Source organism: Niveispirillum sp. KHB5.9, assembly GCF_048066115.1.
Lineage (GTDB): Bacteria > Pseudomonadota > Alphaproteobacteria > Azospirillales > Azospirillaceae > Niveispirillum.
Window position 1 is genome coordinate 81,240 of the sequence record NZ_JBLTYX010000008.1, and the last position, 21,797, is coordinate 103,036.

Genomic DNA, 21,797 nt, shown 5'->3' on the forward strand with positions numbered 1-21,797 from the left:
GCTTATGGGAACCATGAAATGGCTGGAAAGATTTATGCCGATGCCGGGTCGGCGCTGGAGGGTCTGCTGTTCGACGGCATGACCATCATGTCGGGCGGCTTCGGCCTGTCCGGCAATCCGGAGAACCTGATCCCCGCCATCCGCGAGGCGGGTGTGAAGGGCCTGACCATCATTTCCAACAATTGCGGGGCCGATGGTTTCGGCCTCTGGCAATTGCTGAACAATGGCCAGATCCGCAAGATGATCAGCTCCTATGTGGGGGAGAACAAGCTGTTCGAGCAGCTGTACATCTCCGGCCAGCTGGAACTGGAACTGAACCCGCAGGGCACGCTGGCCGAACGCATCCGCGCCGGCGGTGCCGGCATCCCCGCCTTCTACACCGCCACCGGTGTCGGCACCGTGGTGTCGGAAGGCAAGGTGGTGGAGGAGTTCGAGGGCAAGCGCTATGTGCGGGAGACCTGGCTGCGGTCCGACCTGTCGATCGTCAAGGCCTGGAAGGCCGATACCGAAGGCAACCTGATCTACCGGAAAACGGCGCGGAACTTCAATCCGGTGATGGCGACCGCCGGCAAGGTGACCGTGGCGGAGGTGGAGGAGATCGTGCCCGTGGGCAGTTTCGATCCCGACCATGTCCACACGCCCGGCATCTATGTCGATCGCGTCATTCAGGGTGCGGCCTATGCCAAGCTGATCGAAAAGCGCACCACGCGGCCGCGTCCGGCCGCCAGCAAGGAGGGCTGATCCATGCCCTGGACCCGCGATGAAATGGCCGCCCGCGCGGCGCGTGAGCTGCGCGACGGTTTCTATGTCAACCTGGGCATCGGCATCCCGACCCTGGTCGCCAATTACATCCCCGACGGCATGCAGGTGATCCTGCAGTCGGAAAACGGCATGCTGGGCATCGGTCCCTTCCCGTTCGAGGGGGAGGAGGATGCCGACCTGATCAATGCCGGCAAGCAGACCATCACCGAACTGCCGACCTCATCCTATTTCAGCAGCGCCGACAGCTTCGCCATGATCCGCGGCGGCCATATCGACCTGACCGTGCTGGGCGCCATGCAGGTGGCCGGCAATGGCGATCTGGCCAACTGGACCATTCCCGGCAAGATGGTCAAGGGCATGGGCGGCGCCATGGATCTGGTGGCCGGGGTCAGGAAGGTCGTGGTGGTGATGGATCATCAGGACAAGGGCGGCGGGTCCAAGCTGCTGCCCGAGTGCACCCTGCCGCTGACCGGGGCCGGGGTGGTGGACATGGTCATCACCGATCTGGGTGTCTTCACCATCGACAAGGTCGGCGATGGCGGCATGGTGCTGGTGGAACTGGCGCCGGGCGTGACGCTGGAACAGATCAGTGCGGCCACCGGTGCCCCGTTCCGGGCGGAGGTGGCGGCATGAGCCACGCCTATATCTGCGACGGGGTGCGCAGCCCCATCGGCCGCTTTGGTGGTGCCCTGTCCCGCCTGCGGCCCGACGACATGGCCGCCCAGGTGATCGCCGCCTTGCTGGCCCGCCATCCGAATCTGGATGCCGGTGCGGTGGAGGAGGTGTTCCTGGGCTGCGCCAACCAGGCCGGGGAGGATAACCGCAACGTGGCCCGCATGGCGGCCTTGCTGGCTGGATTGCCGGTCGGTGTACCCGGCACCACCATCAACCGCCTTTGTGCATCCGGTGCCGATGCCGTGGGCACGGCTGCCCGCGCCATCCAGGCCGGCGCCCTGGACCTGGCCATCGCCGGTGGTGTGGAAAGCATGACCCGCGCCCCGCTGGTCATGGGCAAGGCCGAAAGCGCCTTCCAGCGCACCGCCCAGATCGAGGACACGACCATCGGCTGGCGCTTCGTCAACAAGGCGATGAAGGAACGTTACGGTACCGATAGCATGCCGGAAACGGCGGAGAATGTGGCGGTCGAGCAGGGGGTTTCCCGCGAGGACCAGGACGCCTTCGCCCTGTCCAGCCAGCTGCGCACCGCCAAGGCCCAGGCCGATGGTTATTTCGAAGGCGAAATAACACCCGTCACGGTCCTGGACGGCAAGGGCAAACCCACCGCCGTGACGGTGGATGAGCATCCCCGTGCCGACACGACGCTGGAGGCATTGGCAAGGCTGAAGCCCGTGGTCCGCCCCGGCGGCACCGTGACGGCCGGCAATGCCAGCGGCGTCAATGATGGCGCCGTCGCCCTGCTGATTGCTTCGGAATCCGCAGTAAATCGTCATGGACTGACGCCGCGCGGCCGCATCCTGGGCATGGCCACGGCCGGCGTGGAACCGCGCGTCATGGGCATCGGCCCGGTGCCGGCTTCACGCAAGCTCATGGAAAGGCTGGGCCTTTCGATCGGTGATTTCGACCTGATCGAATTGAACGAGGCCTTCGCGTCCCAGGTCATCGCATCCCTGCGGGCGCTGGGCGTCGATCCGATGTCCGGGATCGTGAACCCGCATGGCGGCGCCATCGCGCTGGGTCATCCGCTGGGAGCATCGGGTGCCAGGCTGGCGCTGACGGCGCTGCGCGGCCTGGAACGCACGGGCGGCAAGCGCGCCCTGGTCACCATGTGCATCGGCGTCGGGCAGGGCCTAGCGCTGGCCGTCGAACGCGTATGAGGGAGGAACCGAGCAATGACCCTGATCCTGCCCTATAACCGCGAGGAGGAGGGGGCGCATCCCGCCTTCCTGTCGCCCGACTACAAGGCCACCATCAAGCGGTCGCCGCACCAGCCCCTGATCCGCATCCCGCAGACCCTGACGGAGCTGACCGGTCCCGCCGGCCGCTGGGACCGGCTGATGGGGCCCGCCGTTGCTGATCTGACGAAGAGTGCGACGGGGGAGGCGCTGGGCCAGCGCATCATCGTGTCCGGCCGGGTGCTGGACGAGGATGGGCGGCCCGTGCCGCATACCATCGTGGAAGTATGGCAGGCCAATGCCGCCGGCCGTTACATCCACAAGAAGGATCAGTGGAACGCGCCGCTGGACCCGCATTTCACCGGCTCCGGCCGGGTGATCACCGATGACCAGGGCCGTTACCGGTTCACCACCATCACGCCCGGCGCCTATCCCTGGGGCAACCATTATAACGCCTGGCGGCCGGCCCATATCCATTTCTCCTTGCTGGGCCCGGCCTTTGCCACCCGGCTGGTGACGCAGATGTATTTCCCCGGCGATCCGCTGATCCCGCTGGACCCGATCGCCAATGCCGTGCCGGCCCATGCGTTGCCGCGCATGATCAGCCGCTTCGATATCGAAACGACGCAGGAGGCCTTCGCGCTGTCCTTCATTTTCGACATCGTGCTGCGCGGCCGCGACGCCACGCCCATGGAGGATTGATCGATGAGCGGACAAACCCCCTGGCAGACCGTCGGTCCCTATTTCCATTACGGCCTGTCCTGGAAGGGTGGGGCCGATCTGGTGGAAGGCAAGGGCGATGCCGGTGCCCGCATGGACCTGCTGCCCGATGGCCATTACACCCTGAACCCCAATGACCAGCCGCGCGGGGTCGCCAAGGGCGAGGTGGTGACCATCACCGGCACCATCTATGACGGCGATGGCACGCCCATCCCCGACAGTTTCGTGGAACTGTGGCAGGCCAACGCCGCCGGCCGCTATGACAGCCCCGACGATACGCGGGAAGACGTGGCCCTGGACCCGGATTTCATCGGCTTCGGCAGGTCCGCGACCAGTGCGGAGGGGGTCTTCACCATCCGTACGGTGAAGCCCGGCCGCGTGCCCGGCCCCGGCAACAGCCTTCAGGCCCCGCATATCGCCATTTCCGTGCTGGCGCGCGGCGTCATCAAGCGCATGGTCAGCCGCATCTATTTCGCCGACGACCCGTCGAACGGAGAGGACCCGATCCTGGACCTGGTCCCCGCCGCCCGCCGCGCCACGTTGCTGGCGGTGCCGGAAGGGGAGGGGGCCTATCGCTTCGATATCCGCCTGCAGGGCGAGGGGGAGACGGTGTTCTTCGACGTATGAACCATCTCCCCTCTTCTTTCCCGTCATCCCGGCGAAAGCCGGGACCCAGGGGCCAAACGCCCGACCTGTCGGCAGCTTGATCCGAGCCGCGTAGAGGTCTGATCCTGTGGCCCCTGGGTCCCGGCTTTCGCCGGGATGACGAAAGGGGGTAAGCTGCTGACATTCCATCGCATGGTTACCACATGACCTCCCTCTTCACGCCCCTGTTCCAGACGGAAGCCATGGCGGCCCTGTTCGCGGACGAAGCCGTGCTGTCCACCATGTTGCGGGTGGAGGCGGCTTTGGCCCGCGCGCAATCCCGTGTCGGCATGGTGCCGCCCACCGCCCTGCCGGCGATCGAGGCGGCCTGCGACGCCGGTCTTTACGATCTGGCCGCCCTGGGCCGGGCCACGGCCCTGGCCGGCAATCCGGCCATCCCGCTGGTCAAGGCGCTGACCGCCCAGGTGGCTGCGGCCGATCCAGCCGCCGCCCGCCATGTCCATCGCGGCGCCACCAGCCAGGACATCATCGATACCGGCCTGGTGCTGCGCACCCGCGATGCGGTGGCATTGATCCGGATCGATCTGGAGCGTGCGATCCACGCCCTGGCCACCTTGGCCCGCACCCATGCTGCCACGCCCATGGCCGGCCGCACCCTGTGGCAGCAGGCGCTGCCGGTAACATTCGGGTTGAAGGCTGCCGGCTGGCTGTCGCTGCTGCTGCGTGTCCGGTCACGGCTGAAAGCCGCCGGAGAAGCGGCATCCACGCTGCAATTCGGCGGGGCGGCCGGCACGCTGGCCAGCCAGGGTGGCCAAGGGCTGGATATCGCGGCGGCATTGGCCGACGAATTGTCGCTGACCCTGCCCGACATGCCCTGGCACAGCCAGCGCGACCGCATCGCCGATCTGGGGGCCGCCCTGGGGCTGTTGGCCGGCGCGCTGGGCAAGATCGCCCGCGACATCGCCCACCTGATGTCCAGCGAGGTGGCCGAAGCGTTCGAGCCCGCCGCCGCCGGCAAGGGCGGATCGTCGGCCATGCCGCACAAGCGCAATCCCGTGGGCACCACCATCGCCCTGTCGGCAGCCGCCCGCGCGCCGGGGCTGGTGGCCACGCTGCTGTCGGCCATGGTGCAGGAACAGGAGCGCGGTGTCGGCGGCTGGCATGCCGAATGGCCGGTGCTGGCGGAACTGTTCCTGCTGGCATCCGGTGCGGCGGCGCATATGGCGGACACGCTATCCGGCCTGGAACTGGATCTGGATGCCATGCGCGCCAACCTGGACCTGACCAACGGGCTGATGATGGCCGAACCGGTGACCCAGGCCCTGGCCGAAGCATCGGGGCGCCATGACGCGGTCGGGATCGTGGAGGCGGCCTGCAAGCGGGCTGTCGCCGCCGGCCATGGGCTGCTGGCGGCACTCACCGCCGATCCCGCCGTGACGGCGCACCTGCCGCCCGACCGGCTGGCGGAGCTGACGCGGCCGGAGAATTACCTGGGATCGGCGGCGGAATTCGTGGCCCGTGTCCTGGCCAGTTATGAACGGGAGAGGGTGTGATGGCGGATTTCGTGACCCTGGCCGATGGCTGCCGCCTGCATTGGCGCTTCGACGGGCATGAGGGGGCGCCCGTCCTGTTGTTGTCCAACTCGCTGGGCACCGATTTGGACATGTGGGCGCCACAGATGCCGGTGCTGAGCCAGCATTTCCGCGTCCTGCGCTATGACAGCCGCGGCCATGGCGCGTCCGATGCCCCGGCCGGCCCCTACAGCATCGAACAGCTGGGCCGCGACGTGCTGGGCCTGATCGATGCGCTGGGCCTGGGCAAGGTGCGTTTCGCCGGCCTGTCCAAGGGCGGCATGGTGGGGCAGTGGCTGGGGGCCCATGCGCCCGACCGGCTGTCGCACCTGGTCCTGTGCAACACGGCGGCGGAGATGGCACCGAAGGCGCCCTGGGACGCCCGCATCGCCCTGGTCCGGGCCCAGGGCGTGGCCAGCATCGTGGATGCGGTGGTGGAACGCTGGTTCACCGAACCGTTCCGCATGGCGCATCCTGAGGCCATCGCCCCCATCGCCGCCATGCTGCGCGCCACCAGCACGGAGGGCTATGCCGCCTGCTGTGCCGCCGTGCGCGACATGGATCAGCGCGCCCTGCTGCCCCGCATACCCTTGCCCACCCTGGTCATCGGCGGCACCCGGGACCCCGCCACGCCCATCGCCAAGAGCCATGAGCTGGTGAACGGCATTCCCGGCGCGACGCTGGTGGAACTGGACGCGGCACACCTGTCGAATGTGGAGCAGGCGGACGCCTTTACCGCCGCCCTGCTGACCTTCCTGAAGGACTGACGAGAATGGATGAAGCCGCGCGCAAGGAACTGGGCTTCACGGCCCGCCGTTCCGTCCTGGGCGACGCGCATGTCGACCGCGCCATCGCCAACACCACCGACTTCACGGCCGAATTCCAGGACCTGATCACCCGCTATGCCTGGGGCGAGATCTGGACCCGGCCGGGCATCGACCATACGACCCGCCGCCTGATGGTGCTGTCCACGATGATCGCGCTGAACCGGGAGGAGGAGTTCATGATGCATGTCCGCGCCGCAATCACCCATGGCGTGTCGCGCGACTTGATCAAGGAGGTGATCCTGCAGGCCGCGATCTATTGCGGCGTGCCGGCCGCCAACAGCGCCTTCCACGCCGCATCCCGGGTGTTCAAGGAATTGGACGGCGCCTAGTCACATCCATCCCGCATGGCTTCATGCTATGGTGCCCGCCTTCCAGCCCCCGGGAACGGAAAGGACGGGTCATGGCCACGCCCAAGAACACCATCTGTGTTTGGTACGACAAGGATGCCGAGGAGGCGGCCCGTTTCTATGCCGGGCTGTTCCCCGACAGCAAGGTGACCGCCGTCCACCGTGCCCCCAGCGATTACCCGTCCGGCAAGGCCGGCGACGTGCTGACGGTCGATTTCACTGTCGCCGGCATCCCCTGCATGGGCCTGAATGGCGGCCCGGCCTTCAAGCATAGCGAGGCCTTTTCCTTCCAGATCGCCACCGACGATCAGGAGGAAACCGACCGTTACTGGAACGCCATCGTCGGCAATGGCGGCCGGGAAAGCGCCTGCGGCTGGTGCAAGGACAAATGGGGCATCAACTGGCAGATCACCCCGCGCGCCCTGACCGAGGCCATGGCCGCCGGCGGCGAGGAGGCCAGGCGCGCGTTCGAGGCGATGATGGAGATGACGAAGATCGATGTCGCCAGGATCGAGGCGGCCCGGCGCGGCTGACTATCGGCGGTCGCCGCGGCCCTGCCATTTCGCTTTACCTTGCTGTGCCAACGCTGGCAAAAGAATGAAAAGCGCACCCGGCAACCGGTGCCGGCGAGGGAGATGAAGATGACAGCCAGCGGCCCGGTCACGCGCCGACACCTGCTGACCGGTGCCGCTTGGGTCGGGCTGGCCATGGCGGTGCCCGCCGGGATTGCCGGAGCGGCGACCTTTCCCGCCGACCGCGCGGCCGCCATCGTGCGGCGCATCCGGGTGCCGCGCATCCCCCCGCGCGTCCTTGCCGTGGCGGATTTCGGCGGCAGCGGCGACGGCGTGACGGACGATAGCGCGGCCATTGGCCGTGCCATCGCGGCCTGTGCGCAGGCGGGTGGCGGGCGCATCCTGCTGCCGCCCGGGACCTGCCTGTCGGGTCCCATCCGGCTGCGTTCCAACATGGAACTGCATGTGCCGGCAGGCTGCCGCCTGAAGTTCCTGGCCGATCCCGCCCGCTATCTGCCCGTGGTGGCGACGCGGTGGGAGGGGGTGGAGCTGATGGGCTATCACCCGCTGATCTATGCCCATGGCGAACATGACATCGCGGTGACCGGCGGCGGCATCATCGACGGGTCGGCGGATGACGAGACCTGGTGGCCCTGGAAAGGGCCCTGGGCCGGCCGCTATGGCGACACCGTCGTCGCGGAACGCCAGGTGGGCGACCGCACCCGCCTGTTCGAGATGGCCGAGAAGGGGGTGCCGCCCGAACAGCGTGTGTTCGGAGCGGGCAGCCGTCTGCGCCCGCCCCTGTTCCAGCCCTATCGCTGCCGCAATGTGCTGGTCGAGGGGGTGACCATCACCAACTCCCCCTTCTGGCTGCTGCATCCGGTGGAATGTGAGAGCGTCACCTTCCGCAGCGTCACCTGTTCCAGCCACGGTCCCAACAATGACGGGATCGATCCGGAATCCTGCGTGGATGTGCTGATCGACGGCTGCACCTTCGACACGGGCGACGATTGCATCGCCATCAAGGCGGGGCGCAATGCCGATGGGCGGCGCATCGGCAAGCCGTGCGAGAATATCGTCATCCGCAACTGCCACATGAAGGACGGCCATGGCGGTATCGCCATCGGCAGCGAGATGACGGGCGGGGTGCGCAATGTCTTCGTCCAGGATTGCGTGATGGACAGCCCGCACCTGATCTGGGCGCTGACCATCAAGACCAATGCCTATCGCGGCGGCCGGGCGGAGGATATCCATCTGGACCGGATCAAGGTCGGCACCGTCGACAAGACCTTCGTGCAGATCTGGCTGTTCTACGAGGAAGGGGAGGGCGGCGCCTTCGTGCCATCGGTCGAACGGGTCACCGTCAGCAATTCCACGGTGGCCAGCACGGGCCGCGTCCTGCTGGTAAGGGGGCGGAAGGACAGCCCGGTGCGCGGGCTGGTCCTGGACAAGGTGACGGTGGTGCGGGAGAAAACGCCCTCCGTCGTCATCGATGCGGTCAATGTCGGTCTGCGGGATGTCACCCTGGCCGGCAAACCCTGGCGGACCGCCGACCTGGCTTCACTGCCGGGGCTGGACAGCATCACATGCGACAAATGGGCGGTGTGCCGATAGCGTTACCGCGTGGCGGCCTGCGCCGTCTTCGCATCCGTATCCACGACGATCTCCACCCGCCGGTTCTCCGCCCGGCGCGCGGGATCGGCGGTGATGGGGCGGCTGTCGGCCAGACCCAGGGCACCCAGGCGGGCGGGGGCTATGCCCTGGGCCGCCAGTTCGCGCACCACCGCCGCCGCGCGCGCCGCCGACAATTCCCAGTTGGACGGGAAGCGCACCGTGCTGATGGCCACATCGTCGCTATGCCCCTCCACCGTGATGCTGCCGCGCAATCCCGCCAGCGACGGGACCAGCCGGCGCAGCAGCTCCACCGCTTCGGGTTGCAAGGTGGCGGAGCCGGAGCCGAACAGGATGCGGTCGCGCACGACGATGGTCACCTTGCGCTCCGCCGTATGGATATCCACGTCCTCGGGCAGGCCCATTCCCTCAAGCTGCTGCAACAGGCGGTTGGCGGTGGGGGAGGGCGGGGCCTGTGTCTGGGCCGATGGCGGCGGCCTGGATGCCGCACCCGGCAGTGACGGGCCGGACGGCCGCCCCGGTTCGGTCGCGTCCACCACCGCGTCGGCCACCTGATCGGGCGCGTGGACGGAGACGCCGTCGGCGATGGCCTGTCCGGCCTCCTTTTTCACCGCCAGGCGCCCATCCATGCCCAGGATGGCCAGCATGCCCAGGAACACGGTCATCAGCACGGTGACCATGTCCATGTAGCTGATGACCCATTCCTCGCTCTCCTCCGTCGTTTCCACAGGCCGGGCGAGGTGGGTCTGGTCCAGCCGGTAGTTCAGGCGCAGGCTGTCGGTTTCCCGGCGCCCGCGCGACAGCGACCGGCGATCGGTTTCACCGGCCACGACCCACCTCGTGTGCGGCCATCAGATAGGTGTTCAGCGTCTCCTGGATCGCCGAGGGGGAGCGGTTCAGCTGGATCAGCACCACGCCCTCCAGCAGGATGTTCAGCTGCGCCACATGTTCGGTGGTGCGCTGTTCCAGCTTGATGGCCATGGGCTTGAACACCAGGTTGGCCAGAACCAGCCCATAGAGCGTGGCCAGCATGGCAATGGCCATGGACGATCCGATCAGCCCGATATCGCCGGCCCCCAGCTGCTTCAGCATCCCCACCATGCCGGCCAGCGTGCCCAGCAGGCCGAAGGCGGGCGCGAAGGCGGCCAGCACGCGGAAGAAGCGCGACTGCGCCTGTTCGGCCTCCGCCTGCTTCTGGATGCGCCAGTTCATGACATGCATGATGTCATCCAGACTGGCCCCGTCCACCACCATCTGCAAGCCCAGCTTCAGGAACGGGCTGGATACCCGCCGCACGCGGTCGTCGGCGGGCGCGATCTGCTTGCTGTACAGCAGCTTGGACACGTCCAGCAGGTCCACCACCTCCCGCTCCAGCCCGGGCGAGGCGCGGAAGACCGAGGCGATGGCCGACAAGGCCGCCTTGATCTCGTCGCCGCGAAACGCCAGCAGGGCCACGCAGACCACGCCGCCACCCACGATCAGCAGCCCTTCCTCGTTATAGAAGAAGCGCGCATCGCCGCTGGCATAGGTGACGTACCAGAGCAGGGCGATGGTGGCGACGATGCCCAGGATGGAGGTGAGGACGAAACGCGAGGGAGGGGCTTTTTTGGCCATGGAGATGATGCCGCAAATATTCCGCTGCTGAATGAATAGCCTAAATCCGCGCGGAAACCATGATCCATCTCAAGTAAGTGTGCCCTCAGGCGCCGGGCGCCCACATCCGTGGGCTTGGCTTACGCCGCACGTGCGGCGGGCCGGCAGTCGCCGGCCTCCAGGGGCATGATGCCCCTGGCTTATCCCTTTGGCCGTACCGGCGGCTGGATGGATTTCAGGCGCGACACCATCTCCGCCGTCACGGCTTCCGCCTCGCGCTCGTCCCGGATGACGCGCGGGGTGATGAAGACGATCAGTTCGGTGCGCACGCTGCGGTTCCGCTTCTCCCCGAACAGGGCGCCGATGCCGGGCAGGCGGGACAGGACGGGGATGCCGTCGGTCCCCGCCTGCTGTTCCTCGGAGATCAGGCCGCCCAGCACCACCGTCTGGCCGCTGTCCACGGCGACGTTCGACGTGATCTGCCGCTGGCTGATGGTCGGCGTCAGGTTGCCGGAATTGCGGGTACCGGAGACGTTGGAAATCTCCTGGTACACCTCCATCGTCACCTTGCCGCTCTGGCTGATGCGCGGCACGACGCGCAGGATGACGCCGGTATTCACGTACTCGACCTGGCTGACGATGGGCGCGTCGGGATTGTCCACCGACTGCGCTGTGCGGGTCAGGATGGGCACGCGGTCGCCGACCAGCAGCTGTGCCACCTGACTGTCCAGCACCACCACCTGCGGCGAGGACACGACGCGCACATCGGTCACCTCGTCCAGCGCCGACAGGACCACACGCGGATCGCCATTCTGGGAGAAGACCAGATTGAAGCCCGGCACCTGCGTCACCGGCCGCATGCTGCCCGTGGCACTGTTCAGCGTGAAACCACCCTGCACGTCGCCGCCATCGCCGCGGAAGAAGCTCTGCACCCCGTAACGCAACTGGTCGTTCAGCGTCACCTCGGCGATCGTCGCCTCGATCAGCACCTGGGAGGGCGACACGTCCAGCTTGCGCACCGCCTCGCCCACGATCTCCGCCTGGCGCGGGCTGGCATGGACCAGCACGGCATTGTTGGCGGGGTCGGCGATGATGCGCACGTCACCGCCGCCCACGGGGGCCGCATCGGCCCCCGGTGCCGCCCCGCTGGCATCCGATGCGATGGTGGACAGCCGGCCGGCACTTTCCGCCAGACCGGTGGTACCGCCGCCGCCGCTGGCCGGCGTGGACAGGCTGGCCACGGGTCGGCCGGACGGCACGGGGCTGTCGGCCCCCACCGTGCCGCCGAACAGCCGGCCCAGCAGCCGCGCCACCTTGCCGGCATCGGCATTGGTCAGGCTGAACACATGCAGGCGCGGCGTGTTGGCCCCGCCGCCATCCAGCCGCCGCACCCAGCCGCCGGCCCGGTCCAGCGTGCCGGCATCATCGGCGATGACCAGCACGGCGTTCAGCCGATCCACCGGCATGACGCGCACGCTCGCGTCCGCCTGTTCGCCTTCGTTGCCCAGAATGGCCTGAACCTCCCGCGCAACGGCGGCGGGGCCGGCCTGGGTCAGGGGGAACAGACCCACCGAGCGGCCGGCCATCCAATCCACATCGAAGCCGCGCAGCAGCTCCGCCGCCGCCTGACGTTCCGGTGCCGGCCCGCTGACCAGCAGCAGGCCCAGGCGCGGTTCCACCGTCACCGTGCCGCTTTTCACCAGCGGTGCCACCAGCGCCTGCGCCACATCGGCCTGGATATGGCGCAGCGGCAGGACCGACGTGGCCTGTCCCGGCGTGCCCGGTGCCGCCAGCCCCAACGTCTGCGCGCCATTGGCCGCCGGCACCACGGCGATGCCGCCATCGCCGGTGCGCAGCATGGCGGCACCCCGCCCTGCCAGCACGGATTCCAGCAGGCGCAGAGCCTCACGCGGGGAAAGCTCCCGCCCGCTGTCGATGCTGACCAGCCCTTGCAAGGACGGATCGACGGAATGCGGCAGGCCCAGCATGTCGCCCAGCACGGCATCGACCACCACGGCCAGCGGCGCGTCGGTGAAGCGCAGATGCAAAGGCGGGCCCGGCGGCAGGGCCAGTTCGTCGGCCGTTACCGCCACGCGCGGCACCGATCCCTTGACGATGACTGGAGCGGGCGGGAGGACGGTTCCGGCGGGTGTCGTCGCGGCCGTCGCCGTCTTCGCCTTGCCGGCGGAAATCGACAATCCCAGGGAACCCAGGTCCAATGCCGATGGCGGTGCCTTCGCCTGCCTGTCGGCACAACCGGAAAGCAACAACAGGGAAATCATACCAGTAGCGGTAGCCCGTAAGGGTAATGTCGCTGTCATCGTCGTCCTGGCGGCTGGAACGCGCGGGAAAATGCCGTCCATAGTCTAATAAAAACAAGCCCTATCTGGCTATGACATCAATCTGTAATGAACGGCGTTTTTGTCACAATTCCGTCAGATATACGACGCGAAGCCATTACGGAAATAAGTCATACTGATGTCGTCTCCGGCCACCGGCGGTTATTGGTGATCAATGTTCATGACCTTGTCCGACATCCAGGCGGCCGGCCTGCGCGTCAATGACGCCGACCTTCGCCGGGCCGAAGCCACGGCACGGGCCGACGGGCGGCCGCTGGATCAGGTATTGCTGGAATCCGGGCTGATAACGCCGCTGGACCGTGCCCTGTTCCTGGCGCGCCAGCATGGGTTGCCGTTGCTGCGGGCCAGCGCCTTGCCCGATGTGCCGCAGGATCTGGCGCCGCTGTCGCCAGACTGGCTGCGCCGTCACCGGCTGCTGCCGGTTCTGGCCGATGAGGACGGGGTGCTGCTGGCCGCCTGCGATCCGGTGGCGGACGGCGTGCGGTTGCAGGCCGAACTGGCGCTGTCCGTGCATGTGCGTCTCGGTATCATGCCTGTCCCGGAATGGGAGGAATTGTTCCAGGAAAGGCTGGGCGGCGGGCGCAGTGCGCTGGACAGCATCGTCGGCGACGTGGCCAACGACCATCACGGGCATGAGGATGAAGCCGTCGACCGGCTGAAGGACCAGGCCAGCGAGGCGCCCGTGGTCCGGCTGGTCGCCCATGTCATCGACGAGGCGGTGAAGGCCCGTGCGTCGGACATCCATATCGAACCCTTCGCCGACACCCTGATCCTGCGCTATCGCATCGACGGGGTGCTGCATAACCGGCCGCCGCCGCCTTTGTCGCTGGTCCGTGCGATGGTCAGCCGCATCAAGATCCTGGCCGGGCTGGACATCGCCGAACGCCGCCTGCCGCAGGATGGACGCGTGCGCCACAGGATGGGCACGCGGTCGGTGGATCTGCGCGTCTCCACCCTGCCCACCGTGCATGGGGAAAGCGTGGTCATCCGCGTGCTGGACGGGTCGGTCGGGGCCATGGAACTGCCGGCCCTGGGCCTGTCGGGGGGGGATGAGGGCGCGCTGCGCCGGATGATGGCCAACCCGCACGGCCTCGTCCTGGTCACCGGACCCACGGGCAGCGGCAAGACCACGACGCTGTACGCCGCGCTACGCCTGGTCGATGCTGCCACGCGCAAGGTGCTGACGGTGGAGGACCCGGTCGAGTACCAGATGGCGCGGGTCAATCAGGTGCAGGTGCATCCTTCCATCGGCCTGGATTTCGCCGCCGTCCTGCGCTCCATGCTGCGCCAGAACCCCGACGTGATCCTGGTGGGGGAGACGCGCGATGCGGAGACGGCCGACATCGCCGTGCAGGCCGCCTTGACCGGCCATCTGGTGCTGACCACCCTGCACACCAACAGTGCCGCCGGGGCCGTGACCCGGCTGATGGAGATGGGGGTGGAACCCTTCCTGATCGCATCGACCCTGCGCGGGGTGGTGGCGCAGCGGCTGGTGCGCATGCTCTGCCCCCGCTGCAAGGCGCCGGCCCCGGCGGACGAGGCGGCCCAGGCCGCCTTGCGCGCTGCCGGCCTGCTGGCGCCGGGCGAGCCCTGCCCGCCCCTGATGGGGCCGGTGGGCTGCTCGCGCTGCGGAGGCACCGGCTATGTCGGCCGCGCCGGCATCTTCGAGATGCTGCGCCTGGATGAGAGTATGCGCCGTCTGGTCATCGAACGCGCGCCGACGGGTGCCATTGAGGCGGCGGCGCGGGCATCCGGCTTTCACACCTTGCGCCGCGACGGGCTGGCGCGCGTGCTGGAAGGGCTGACCAGCTTTGCCGAGGTGGCGCGCGTGACAGAGGCCGGGGACTGACCCCATGCCGGAATTCACCTATATCGCGCTGGACAATGCGGGCACCGAACGCAGCGGCCGGATGGAGGGCGCCAGCGACGCCGCCATCCTGGAACGGCTGCGCGGCCAGGGCTGGCATCCGGTGCGCGTCGCGCCTGTGGCCGCCCGCCGCCTGTCCAGTGCCGGGGCCGACACCGACGATCTGCTGCTGGCCACCAAGGAACTGCGCCTGCTGCTGCGCGCCGGATTGCCGCTGGAACGCGCCTTGAGCCTGCTGGCCGGTGGGCTGGCGCCGGCGGCGCTGCGTCCGCGCCTGACCAAGGCACTGGACCGGCTGCATGGCGGGGCGGGGCTGGGCGATGCGCTGGCCAAGGCCGGCGGCTTCCCCCCGCTCTATGCCGCCATGGTGCGGGCGGGGGAGGGGGCCGGCGCTCTCGATCTGGTGCTGGAACAGCTCTGCCTGCTGCTGGACCGGCAGCGGCGGGTGGCGCGCGCCGTCACCTCGGCCCTGATCTATCCCACCGTGCTGGGGCTGGTGGCCGTGTCCTCTCTGCTGCTGCTGCTGCTCTATGTCGTGCCGCAATTCGCGCCTTTGTTCGCCAATGCCAGGCAGGCGCTGCCGGCGTCGACGGAACTGGTGCTGGCCTTGTCCGCCTTTCTGGGCAATTGGGCCGACATGGCGTTCGCCGGCCTGTTGTGCCTGGTGCTGCTGGGCTGGCTGCTGCTGCGCCGGCCGTCGCTGGGGCCGTGGCGTGACCGGATGAGGCTGCGCCTGCCGCTGCTGGGGCCGATGGCGGTGATGGCCGGCGTGGCGCGGATGGCGCGCGGCCTGTCGGTGCTGCTGCGCGCCGGGGTGGGGCTGCCGCGTGCCCTGGAACTGTCGGCAGGGATGGCGGGAAACAGCGTGCTGGCGACATCCGTCCTGGCCATGCGTGACGCTGTGCGCGACGGAAGGCCCCTGACCGCGGGCCTGCCCAAGGATCATCCGCTGCCCGACCTGGCCGTTACCCTGATCCGGGTGGGGGAGCAGAGCGCGCGGCTGGCCGAGGTGGCCGAACAACTGGCGGAGATGTACGAGGACAAGCTGGAAACCGCCATCAAGCGCTTCCTGGCGCTGCTGGAGCCGGCCCTGATCCTGCTGCTGGCCCTGTTCGTGGGCGGCATCGTGGTTTCCATCCTGATGGCCCTGGTGTCGATCAATGAGCTGGCCTTCTGATCGAAACCGCCGGCAGGCGGGCTTCACCCTGCTGGAGATGCTGGTGGTCCTGCTGCTGCTGGGCGTGGCCACGGCCCTGGTCGCCCCACGCCTGAGCCTGGGCCGCGCCGCCCTGGATGCCGATGCGCGCACCCTGGCCATGGTGCTGTCGGATGCACGCGAACAGGCGGTGCTGACCGGGGAGCCGGTGACCCTGGCGCTCAATCTGGCCGATCCCGGCTGGGGCGGCGGCAACCTGCCGGCCACATCTTCGTTGCATGTGGAAGGCGATGCGGAACTGATGGCCGATGGTGTCGCCCGCATCCGCTTCCTGCCCGATGGCAGCGCCAGCGGGGCGACCATCCGCCTGACGGGGCGGGGCGGGGGGGAACGCAGGCTGCGCGTCGACTGGCTGACGGGACGGGTACACCATGAAACGGACTGAGGGACAGGACGGTTTCACGCTCCTGGAGGCCATGGTGGCCCTGGTGCTGCTGGCCCTGGTGCTGGCACCCGCCTACACGCTGCTGTCCGGCGGTGGCCGGGCCGCGCGCACCGTGGAACGCCGCGCCATGGCCCTGTCCATCGCCGAGGCGCAGTTGGCGGCATTGGGTGTCGAACAGAATCTGGCGCCCGGTGAGTATCAGGGGGAGGGCGGTGGCTATCGCTGGACCCTGTCCGTCACGCCGCGCAGCGACCCGCCCTTCGACGGTGCCGCCGCCCGCGGCATGGCGGCCTATCGCGTCGCAGTATCCGTGTCGGACCAAGCCGGACCGGTGCTGGACCTTGCCAGCACCAGACTGGTGGCGGCACCATGAGGAAGCGGCAGGCGGGGTTCACCTTGCTGGAGGCGATGGTGGCGCTGGCCGTGCTGGGGCTGGTGCTGACCGTGGCAGCCATGGCCATGGGCACCCTGGGCAAGGCGCGGGCCCGCGTCACCGATGCCGCCGACCGGGCGGGGCAGCTGTCGCTGGTCCGCGACGTGCTGCGCCGGCAGGTATCGCGCGCCCTGCTGCTGATGGTGGAGGATGGGCTGGGCGTGCGCTACGTCCTGACCGCCAAGGCCGACCGGCTGAGCTTCCCCCTGGCCGACCCGCCCTTGCCCGGCCGGGGCGGGCTGGCCATCGCCGACATCAGGGCCGATGGCGGCAGGCTGCTCTATGCGCAGAGCCGTGAGGGCCATCCCCGGTACGAAACCGTTCTGGCCGAGGGCGATTTCAGCTTCCGCCTGTCCTATCGCGGTGATGATCCGCGCCAGGGATGGGTGTCCGACTGGACCGACAATGTTCGCTGGCCGCGTCTGGTCCGGCTGGAGGTGATTGCGGGCGGGCGGGTGATGCCGGCCATCGTCCTGCCGGTGCGCGCCGATGCCGACCGGGGCTGCGTCCTGGCGCTGGGGGAGGGGTTCTGCCGTGACCGCCAGGGCTGACCAACATTCCCGCCAGCGCGGCATCGCCCTGCCCATGGCGCTGTGGGTGTCGATGGCGCTGGCCCTGCTGGCCGCCGGCATCGCCGCCACCGCCGGTCAGGCCACGCGCCGGCAGGCGGGTGCCGACCAACTGGCTCAGGCCCGTGCCCTGGTCGATACCGGGATCAGCCTGGGGGTGATGCTGGCCGTCCATCCCGATCCCGCCCGCCAGCTGGCGGCCGACGGCCGCCCCGTGATGCTGGCGGAACCGGAGGGGGAGGTCACCCTGCGCCTGTGGGATGAAGCCGGGCGGATGGATCTGAACCGCACACCGCAGGCGCGCATCCTTGCCGTGGCTGCCCGCCTGCTGCCCGCCGATCAACTGGGCGCCCTGACCACTGCTCTGGCTCAACGCAGAAGCAGCGGGGGCGAGCCTTGGAACAGCACCCTGGAACTGGGTGCCTTCCTGTCGCCCGACGCCTTCGCCCGGCTGTACCCGCTGTTGACCGTGCATGGCCCGGTCATGGCGGAAGGGGCGGTGTCATTGCGTGCCATGCCGCCTGTGCTGCGCGCCCGCTGGCCCGGCCTGGTGCGGGGTATGCAGGACCCGGGCGTGCTGGCCGGCCTGGGCCTGACGCCGAGCGGTCCACCATCGACCCTGTTCACCCTGCGTGTCACGGCACGCACCCCGCAAGGGGCGGTCGCCAGTGCCGAGGCCCTGGTCTGGATCACCATCCAGGGGGCGCAGGCCTTTCATATCCTGGAATGGCGGGAACCGGCCCCCGCCATCGCCGCCGATGACGAGGCATCATGAGCAGATATGCCGACATGGCCCGCCGCCTGGCGGGCTGGTGGCTGGATCGCAGCCTATCGCACCTGCCGCGCTGGCTGACCCGGACGGGACCGGACCCTGTCCCTTGGCGCCTGGGCGTGAGGGGGCTGGAACCGCTGGGCGTCGCCCGCACCCCCTGGCATCTGCGGCTGGACGGTGTGGCCCCCCTGACCCTGTATTACCAGCTGCCGGCCACGGCCCGACCGCATCTGCGCCGGCTGGTGGGGATGCAGCTGGGCCACTGGACGCCGCTGACCCCGGAAACCGCCCTTTATGACGCGCAGGTGGAGGGCACGGCCGAAGGCGGGGTGCTGAATGTCCGCATCGATGCTTTGCCCCGCGCCCGCATCGCCGCGGCCCTGACCGCCGCCGCCGACCGGGGCATGCCCCCGCCCCTGGCCGTGGAATTGGCGGGAGCCACCCTGCCAATGGGCGACCCGCTGCCCCGCCGCCTGCCGCCGCGCCTGCTGCTGGCCTGCCTGTTGCTGCTGGTCCCGCCCTTGGCCCTGGCCCTGTCGCAGGAAGGGCAGTTGATCGCGCTGCGCACGGAGGTGGAGGCCGGCACGATGGAGGCCGCGCAGGCCCGCGCCCTGGGCCAGCGCGTGTCCCGCCTGCGCACGGACACCCTGGCCGCCGTCACCGCCAGGCGCGAGGCACCCAGCCAGTTGGTCATGCTGGAACGGTTGAGCGCTCTGCTGCCCGATAGCAGCTATCTGACCGAATTGCGGGTGGAGGGGGACCGCATCCACCTGCTGGGCTACAGCCGCGATGGTGCCGCCCTGCCATCCCTTCTGTCCACCGCCGCGCGTTTCGAGGATGTGCGGTTCGAGGCGCCCCTGCTGCGCAGCGGGCCGCAGGGCGACCGTTTCCACCTATCGCTGAAGGCGCGCACCGATGCCGCTTGAAACCTTCCTGGCCCGGCCAGCCCAGGCGAACCGCCTTTATTGGGGGCTGAACTTGTTGCTGGCGCTGCTGTTCCTGGTGCTGCTGGTCTGGCCCCTGGCCGGGCTGCTGCTGGATCAGCATGCGGAGATCAAGGCACTGGAAATCCAGCGTACGGCCCAGGGCAATCTGGCCGGCCGGGTGGAACGGCTGATGGCGGAACAGGCGGAACTGGTGGCGTTGGATGGCTTGGCCGCCGATTACCTGTCCGGTGACAGCCCCGCCCTGGCGGCGGCCGAACTGCAAGGGCTGCTGTCGCGGCGGGTGAATGAGGCGGGTGGGCAGCTTTACAGTGTCCGCCTGCTGCCCACCGAAGACCCGCAGGTCGCCGCCCGCCTGGACGCCGCCGTCAGCCATGCCCAGCTGCGGGCATTGCTGCACGCGCTGGAGGGGGGGCGACCCAGGCTGGTCATCACGGGGCTGGAGCTGCAAGCGGGCGAAGGCGGGGAGCGGCTGACGCTGTCGCTGACCGTCACCGGCCTGCGCCGCCGGATGGCGGGGGGAGGAGAGGAATGAAGCCCCTCATCCCCTTTCTGACCCTGCTGGCGACCACCCCGGCATCGGCCGCCCAGTCCGACTACACGTTGCCGCCTTTGTCGGAGTTTCCCGCCATCGTCGAGCGCCCGCTTTTCATGCCCGGCCGCCAGGGTGTGGCTCCGGCCACCCCTCCTTCCGCCGCCATAGCCGGCGAACGACGCCTGATCGGCACCATGCGCCGCGGCGGGCAGCGGGTGGCGCTGCTGCTGCTGGTCGACGGGACCAGCCGGTCTTTGTCGCCGGGCGACGAGCTGGATGGCTGGCGCCTGCTGTCCGTGGAGCCGGGTGCAGCATTGCTCACCGCCCCCGACGGCACCCGTCTTCGCCTTTCCGTGGGCGGGTCATTGCCATGAACATTATCGATCACGAGGACATCATCATGCCCAACCCGTCCCGCATCGCCCGGCGCCGCAGTCAGGCCGGCTTCACGCTTCTGGAGATGCTGGTGGTGCTGGTCATCATCGGCCTGCTGCTGGGCCTGGTCGGCATGCGGCTTCTGTCCAATGTCGATCGCGGCAAGGTGACGGCGGCCACGGCCCAGGCCCGTGTGCTGAAGACCGCGCTGGACACGCTGCACCTGGACCTGGGCCGCTTCCCCAGCAAGGCGGAGGGGCTGGCGCTGCTGGTCACCCCGCCCAAGGACGGGGCGGCCGCGCGGCGCTGGATGGGGCCGTACCTGGAGGGGGGCGTGCCCAACGATCCCTGGGACCGCGCCTATCTCTATGAACCCGACGAGAGCGGGCGGCAGGCCCGCGTGCTGAGCCTGGGAGCCGACGGCAAGCCGGGCGGTTCCGGGGCCGATGCCGATATCGCCGTGCCGGGAGCGCCATGATCGATCCCTTGCCGCCGGTCTTCGCCGTCACCGGCGCCTGCTTCGGCAGCCTGACGGCCGCCATGGCTTGGCGCCTGCCGCGGCAGATCACGCCCTGGGGACGGTCGGCGTGCCCGACCTGCGGCCATGTGCTGGGGCCGCTGGACCTGATGCCGGTGCTGTCCTGGCTGTGGACACGGGGGCATTGCCGGCACTGCGCCGCCGCCATCAGCCCTAGCTATCCGCTGATCGAGGGGGGGACGGCGCTGTTCTGGGGTCTGTGCCCGCTGCTGGTTCCCGATCCGCTGCAGGCCCTGGTCTTGGCCTTGTTGGGCAGCGTGCTGCTGTTCCTGGCGCTGGTCGATGCGCAATGGCGCTATCTGCCGGATGTGGGCGTGGCGCTGGTGGCCCTGCTGGTGCTGGTGCCGGGGCGGATCGACCTTGCCGACACGCTGGCGGGTGGCCTGCTGTTCGGCCTGCTGGCGCTGGGCGTGCGCTATCTGGTGGGAAGGCGCGTGGGGCGGGAGGCGCTGGGGCTGGGTGATGTGAAGCTGATGGCGGCGGCCGGTCTGTGGCTGGGACCGTTCGGCCTGCCGCCCTTCCTGCTGCTGTCGGGTCTGGCCGGCATCGCGCAGATATTGTGCCTGCGCGCCCTGGGGCGGGAAACGGCGGCGGGCATCGCCTTCGGCCCGGCGCTGTGCCTGTCGCTGCTGGCCTGCGTGCTGTGGGGCCCTATTCCTTGACCGGCTTCTTCAGGGTCACGGTCGGCTCGTTCACCATCAGCGCCTTGGCCAGGGCGGTCTCCGGACTGGAACAGACCGACAGGGTGCGGCACGGCCCGTCGGAGGCCGCCAGATAGGCATGGCCCATGGTGCTGTCCAGATAGATGCTCTCCCCCGCCTTCACCAGGGTGGGGGCGTAGAATTCGGTGTGCAGCTCGATGGCCCCTTCCATCACATAGACGAATTCCTCCCCCGGATGGCGGACCAGGGCGCCGAATTCCTCCATGGTGCGGGCGCGATGTTCCACCAGGATGGGGATCATCTTCTTGTGGGTGATATCGGTGTTCAGATAGCGGTGGCGGTAATTCTTGGTGGGCACCAGCGCATCATCCCCGCTACCCTTGTCGACGCTGCGCCTGGTCATCATGGCCACTGGCGCGGCCGATGCATCCGCCTCGCCCGCCTGCGGCGCGTCGCCGGTGAACAGGGTGCCGATATCGACGCCCAGCCCCTCGCACAGGCTGACGATCTTGTCGAAGGTCAGCGACATGCGGTCATTCTCGACCTTGGACAGGGTGGAGACGGCCAGGCCGGTGCGTTCCGCCACGTCGGCCAGCGTCCAGTCGTTCTGCTGGCGCAACCGGCGCAGGGCCTTGCCGATCGGTGCTCTCCGCGTCATCTCTCCACGATCCCCGGTACATCCCGCATTTTCCGTTCCTGCGGGTTGGTTTAGCGCTTC

At 68.8% G+C, this 21,797-nt stretch carries 25 protein-coding genes; 21 read left to right on the forward strand and 4 right to left on the reverse strand.

The features are described 5' to 3' along the window. Nucleotides 1–18 precede the first annotated feature (18 nt). From ACM9HJ_RS15080 to ACM9HJ_RS15125, 10 genes are all read left to right on the forward strand, one after another. On the forward strand, nucleotides 19–741 hold the full coding sequence (locus ACM9HJ_RS15080) for a CoA transferase subunit A (protein WP_416572568.1): 723 nt from the start codon (nucleotides 19–21) through the stop codon (nucleotides 739–741). 3 nt (nucleotides 742–744) lie between these two features. Beyond that, nucleotides 745–1,395, forward strand: coding sequence for a 3-oxoacid CoA-transferase subunit B (locus tag ACM9HJ_RS15085; RefSeq protein WP_416572569.1), 651 nt, complete (start codon nucleotides 745–747; stop codon nucleotides 1,393–1,395). Next, nucleotides 1,392–2,597, forward strand: a complete 1,206-nt coding sequence (pcaF, locus tag ACM9HJ_RS15090; RefSeq protein ID WP_416572570.1) for a 3-oxoadipyl-CoA thiolase — start codon at nucleotides 1,392–1,394, stop codon at nucleotides 2,595–2,597. Before ACM9HJ_RS15085 ends, pcaF begins: the two co-directional genes overlap by 4 nt. A gap of 15 nt (nucleotides 2,598–2,612) precedes the next feature. Next, nucleotides 2,613–3,317 carry a protocatechuate 3,4-dioxygenase subunit beta gene (gene pcaH, locus ACM9HJ_RS15095; protein ID WP_416572571.1) on the forward strand — a complete coding sequence of 235 codons (705 nt, stop codon included), beginning with the start codon at nucleotides 2,613–2,615 and terminating at the stop codon, nucleotides 3,315–3,317. Nucleotides 3,318–3,320: 3 nt separating this feature from the next. Continuing rightward, nucleotides 3,321–3,962 (forward strand): protocatechuate 3,4-dioxygenase subunit alpha, encoded by a 642-nt coding sequence (gene pcaG / locus ACM9HJ_RS15100; RefSeq protein WP_416572572.1) that lies wholly within the window; start codon nucleotides 3,321–3,323, stop codon nucleotides 3,960–3,962. 182 nt (nucleotides 3,963–4,144) lie between these two features. After that, on the forward strand, nucleotides 4,145–5,494 hold the full coding sequence (pcaB, locus tag ACM9HJ_RS15105; protein WP_416572573.1) for a 3-carboxy-cis,cis-muconate cycloisomerase: 1,350 nt from the start codon (nucleotides 4,145–4,147) through the stop codon (nucleotides 5,492–5,494). After that, nucleotides 5,494–6,279: a 3-oxoadipate enol-lactonase gene (gene pcaD, locus ACM9HJ_RS15110; RefSeq protein WP_416572574.1), complete on the forward strand. Its 786-nt coding sequence runs from the start codon at nucleotides 5,494–5,496 to the stop codon at nucleotides 6,277–6,279. The genes pcaB and pcaD overlap by 1 nt, the downstream gene beginning before the upstream one ends. Before the next feature lie 5 nt (nucleotides 6,280–6,284). Next, nucleotides 6,285–6,668 carry a 4-carboxymuconolactone decarboxylase gene (gene pcaC / locus ACM9HJ_RS15115; RefSeq protein ID WP_416572575.1) on the forward strand — a complete coding sequence of 128 codons (384 nt, stop codon included), beginning with the start codon at nucleotides 6,285–6,287 and terminating at the stop codon, nucleotides 6,666–6,668. A 71-nt stretch (nucleotides 6,669–6,739) separates the two neighbouring features. Then, nucleotides 6,740–7,219 (forward strand): VOC family protein, encoded by a 480-nt coding sequence (locus tag ACM9HJ_RS15120; RefSeq protein ID WP_416572576.1) that lies wholly within the window; start codon nucleotides 6,740–6,742, stop codon nucleotides 7,217–7,219. 108 nt (nucleotides 7,220–7,327) lie between these two features. Beyond that, nucleotides 7,328–8,812 carry a glycoside hydrolase family 28 protein gene (locus ACM9HJ_RS15125; RefSeq protein WP_416572577.1) on the forward strand — a complete coding sequence of 495 codons (1,485 nt, stop codon included), beginning with the start codon at nucleotides 7,328–7,330 and terminating at the stop codon, nucleotides 8,810–8,812. 2 nt (nucleotides 8,813–8,814) lie between these two features. Here the strand turns inward: ACM9HJ_RS15125 and ACM9HJ_RS15130 are convergent, their stop codons facing one another. The 3 genes from ACM9HJ_RS15130 to gspD form a co-directional block, all read right to left on the reverse strand. Continuing rightward, nucleotides 8,815–9,660 carry an OmpA/MotB family protein gene (locus ACM9HJ_RS15130; RefSeq protein WP_416572578.1) on the reverse strand — a complete coding sequence of 282 codons (846 nt, stop codon included), beginning with the start codon at nucleotides 9,658–9,660 and terminating at the stop codon, nucleotides 8,815–8,817. Beyond that, complete coding sequence (locus ACM9HJ_RS15135) at nucleotides 9,650–10,444, reverse strand: motility protein A (protein WP_416572579.1); 795 nt, start codon at nucleotides 10,442–10,444, stop codon at nucleotides 9,650–9,652. The genes ACM9HJ_RS15130 and ACM9HJ_RS15135 overlap by 11 nt, the downstream gene beginning before the upstream one ends. A gap of 179 nt (nucleotides 10,445–10,623) precedes the next feature. Further along, nucleotides 10,624–12,693, reverse strand: a complete 2,070-nt coding sequence (gene gspD, locus ACM9HJ_RS15140) for a type II secretion system secretin GspD (protein WP_416572580.1) — start codon at nucleotides 12,691–12,693, stop codon at nucleotides 10,624–10,626. Nucleotides 12,694–12,943: 250 nt separating this feature from the next. On the opposite strand from gspD, the gene ACM9HJ_RS15145 reads away from it, so the two are divergent. The 11 genes from ACM9HJ_RS15145 to ACM9HJ_RS15195 are packed head-to-tail and all read left to right on the forward strand — an operon-like array spanning nucleotide 12,944 to nucleotide 21,079. Further along, nucleotides 12,944–14,632, forward strand: a complete 1,689-nt coding sequence (locus ACM9HJ_RS15145) for a GspE/PulE family protein (RefSeq protein WP_416572581.1) — start codon at nucleotides 12,944–12,946, stop codon at nucleotides 14,630–14,632. A 4-nt stretch (nucleotides 14,633–14,636) separates the two neighbouring features. Then, complete coding sequence (locus tag ACM9HJ_RS15150; protein ID WP_416572582.1) at nucleotides 14,637–15,827, forward strand: type II secretion system F family protein; 1,191 nt, start codon at nucleotides 14,637–14,639, stop codon at nucleotides 15,825–15,827. Continuing rightward, on the forward strand, nucleotides 15,811–16,251 hold the full coding sequence (locus tag ACM9HJ_RS15155; RefSeq protein WP_416572583.1) for a GspH/FimT family pseudopilin: 441 nt from the start codon (nucleotides 15,811–15,813) through the stop codon (nucleotides 16,249–16,251). Before ACM9HJ_RS15150 ends, ACM9HJ_RS15155 begins: the two co-directional genes overlap by 17 nt. Continuing rightward, a complete protein-coding gene (locus ACM9HJ_RS15160; RefSeq protein ID WP_416572584.1) occupies nucleotides 16,238–16,624 on the forward strand; it encodes a prepilin-type N-terminal cleavage/methylation domain-containing protein in 387 nt (128 codons plus the stop codon). The genes ACM9HJ_RS15155 and ACM9HJ_RS15160 overlap by 14 nt, the downstream gene beginning before the upstream one ends. Continuing rightward, nucleotides 16,621–17,235 carry a prepilin-type N-terminal cleavage/methylation domain-containing protein gene (locus ACM9HJ_RS15165; RefSeq protein WP_416572585.1) on the forward strand — a complete coding sequence of 205 codons (615 nt, stop codon included), beginning with the start codon at nucleotides 16,621–16,623 and terminating at the stop codon, nucleotides 17,233–17,235. The genes ACM9HJ_RS15160 and ACM9HJ_RS15165 overlap by 4 nt, the downstream gene beginning before the upstream one ends. Continuing rightward, nucleotides 17,219–18,028 (forward strand): hypothetical protein, encoded by an 810-nt coding sequence (locus ACM9HJ_RS15170; protein ID WP_416572586.1) that lies wholly within the window; start codon nucleotides 17,219–17,221, stop codon nucleotides 18,026–18,028. The genes ACM9HJ_RS15165 and ACM9HJ_RS15170 overlap by 17 nt, the downstream gene beginning before the upstream one ends. Continuing rightward, nucleotides 18,025–18,951 carry a PilN domain-containing protein gene (locus tag ACM9HJ_RS15175; RefSeq protein ID WP_416572587.1) on the forward strand — a complete coding sequence of 309 codons (927 nt, stop codon included), beginning with the start codon at nucleotides 18,025–18,027 and terminating at the stop codon, nucleotides 18,949–18,951. The genes ACM9HJ_RS15170 and ACM9HJ_RS15175 overlap by 4 nt, the downstream gene beginning before the upstream one ends. Continuing rightward, the gene (gene gspM / locus ACM9HJ_RS15180; RefSeq protein ID WP_416572588.1) at nucleotides 18,941–19,504 is read left to right on the forward strand and encodes a type II secretion system protein GspM; all 564 of its coding nucleotides are present in this window, start codon (nucleotides 18,941–18,943) and stop codon (nucleotides 19,502–19,504) included. Before ACM9HJ_RS15175 ends, gspM begins: the two co-directional genes overlap by 11 nt. Continuing rightward, on the forward strand, nucleotides 19,501–19,878 hold the full coding sequence (locus ACM9HJ_RS15185) for a hypothetical protein (protein ID WP_416572589.1): 378 nt from the start codon (nucleotides 19,501–19,503) through the stop codon (nucleotides 19,876–19,878). Before gspM ends, ACM9HJ_RS15185 begins: the two co-directional genes overlap by 4 nt. Further along, nucleotides 19,875–20,357, forward strand: coding sequence for a type II secretion system major pseudopilin GspG (gspG, locus tag ACM9HJ_RS15190; RefSeq protein ID WP_416572590.1), 483 nt, complete (start codon nucleotides 19,875–19,877; stop codon nucleotides 20,355–20,357). The genes ACM9HJ_RS15185 and gspG overlap by 4 nt, the downstream gene beginning before the upstream one ends. Then, a complete protein-coding gene (locus tag ACM9HJ_RS15195) occupies nucleotides 20,354–21,079 on the forward strand; it encodes a prepilin peptidase (protein WP_416572591.1) in 726 nt (241 codons plus the stop codon). Before gspG ends, ACM9HJ_RS15195 begins: the two co-directional genes overlap by 4 nt. Here the strand turns inward: ACM9HJ_RS15195 and ACM9HJ_RS15200 are convergent. Further along, nucleotides 21,069–21,737 carry a helix-turn-helix domain-containing protein gene (locus ACM9HJ_RS15200; RefSeq protein WP_416572592.1) on the reverse strand — a complete coding sequence of 223 codons (669 nt, stop codon included), beginning with the start codon at nucleotides 21,735–21,737 and terminating at the stop codon, nucleotides 21,069–21,071. The two genes, ACM9HJ_RS15195 and ACM9HJ_RS15200, sit on opposite strands and share 11 nt — an antisense overlap. Between the last annotated feature and the right edge of the window lie 60 nt (nucleotides 21,738–21,797).

Excerpts from the sequence above, each read along its gene's own strand:
- ACM9HJ_RS15080 (WP_416572568.1), top strand. The coding sequence starts at position 19 with ATGGCTGGAAAGATTTATGCCGATGCCGGGTCGGCGCTGGAGGGTCTG.
- ACM9HJ_RS15085 (WP_416572569.1), top strand. The coding sequence starts at position 745 with ATGCCCTGGACCCGCGATGAAATGGCCGCCCGCGCGGCGCGTGAGCTG.
- pcaF (WP_416572570.1), top strand. The coding sequence starts at position 1,392 with ATGAGCCACGCCTATATCTGCGACGGGGTGCGCAGCCCCATCGGCCGC.
- pcaH (WP_416572571.1), top strand. The coding sequence starts at position 2,613 with ATGACCCTGATCCTGCCCTATAACCGCGAGGAGGAGGGGGCGCATCCC.
- pcaG (WP_416572572.1), top strand. The coding sequence starts at position 3,321 with ATGAGCGGACAAACCCCCTGGCAGACCGTCGGTCCCTATTTCCATTAC.
- pcaB (WP_416572573.1), top strand. The coding sequence starts at position 4,145 with ATGACCTCCCTCTTCACGCCCCTGTTCCAGACGGAAGCCATGGCGGCC.
- pcaD (WP_416572574.1), top strand. The coding sequence starts at position 5,494 with ATGGCGGATTTCGTGACCCTGGCCGATGGCTGCCGCCTGCATTGGCGC.
- pcaC (WP_416572575.1), top strand. The coding sequence starts at position 6,285 with ATGGATGAAGCCGCGCGCAAGGAACTGGGCTTCACGGCCCGCCGTTCC.
- ACM9HJ_RS15120 (WP_416572576.1), top strand. The coding sequence starts at position 6,740 with ATGGCCACGCCCAAGAACACCATCTGTGTTTGGTACGACAAGGATGCC.
- ACM9HJ_RS15125 (WP_416572577.1), top strand. The coding sequence starts at position 7,328 with ATGACAGCCAGCGGCCCGGTCACGCGCCGACACCTGCTGACCGGTGCC.
- ACM9HJ_RS15135 (WP_416572579.1), bottom strand. The coding sequence starts at position 10,444 with ATGGCCAAAAAAGCCCCTCCCTCGCGTTTCGTCCTCACCTCCATCCTG.
- ACM9HJ_RS15145 (WP_416572581.1), top strand. The coding sequence starts at position 12,944 with ATGACCTTGTCCGACATCCAGGCGGCCGGCCTGCGCGTCAATGACGCC.
- ACM9HJ_RS15150 (WP_416572582.1), top strand. The coding sequence starts at position 14,637 with ATGCCGGAATTCACCTATATCGCGCTGGACAATGCGGGCACCGAACGC.
- ACM9HJ_RS15155 (WP_416572583.1), top strand. The coding sequence starts at position 15,811 with ATGAGCTGGCCTTCTGATCGAAACCGCCGGCAGGCGGGCTTCACCCTG.
- ACM9HJ_RS15160 (WP_416572584.1), top strand. The coding sequence starts at position 16,238 with ATGAAACGGACTGAGGGACAGGACGGTTTCACGCTCCTGGAGGCCATG.
- ACM9HJ_RS15165 (WP_416572585.1), top strand. The coding sequence starts at position 16,621 with ATGAGGAAGCGGCAGGCGGGGTTCACCTTGCTGGAGGCGATGGTGGCG.
- ACM9HJ_RS15175 (WP_416572587.1), top strand. The coding sequence starts at position 18,025 with ATGAGCAGATATGCCGACATGGCCCGCCGCCTGGCGGGCTGGTGGCTG.
- gspM (WP_416572588.1), top strand. The coding sequence starts at position 18,941 with ATGCCGCTTGAAACCTTCCTGGCCCGGCCAGCCCAGGCGAACCGCCTT.
- ACM9HJ_RS15185 (WP_416572589.1), top strand. The coding sequence starts at position 19,501 with ATGAAGCCCCTCATCCCCTTTCTGACCCTGCTGGCGACCACCCCGGCA.
- gspG (WP_416572590.1), top strand. The coding sequence starts at position 19,875 with ATGAACATTATCGATCACGAGGACATCATCATGCCCAACCCGTCCCGC.
- ACM9HJ_RS15195 (WP_416572591.1), top strand. The coding sequence starts at position 20,354 with ATGATCGATCCCTTGCCGCCGGTCTTCGCCGTCACCGGCGCCTGCTTC.
- ACM9HJ_RS15200 (WP_416572592.1), bottom strand. The coding sequence starts at position 21,737 with ATGACGCGGAGAGCACCGATCGGCAAGGCCCTGCGCCGGTTGCGCCAG.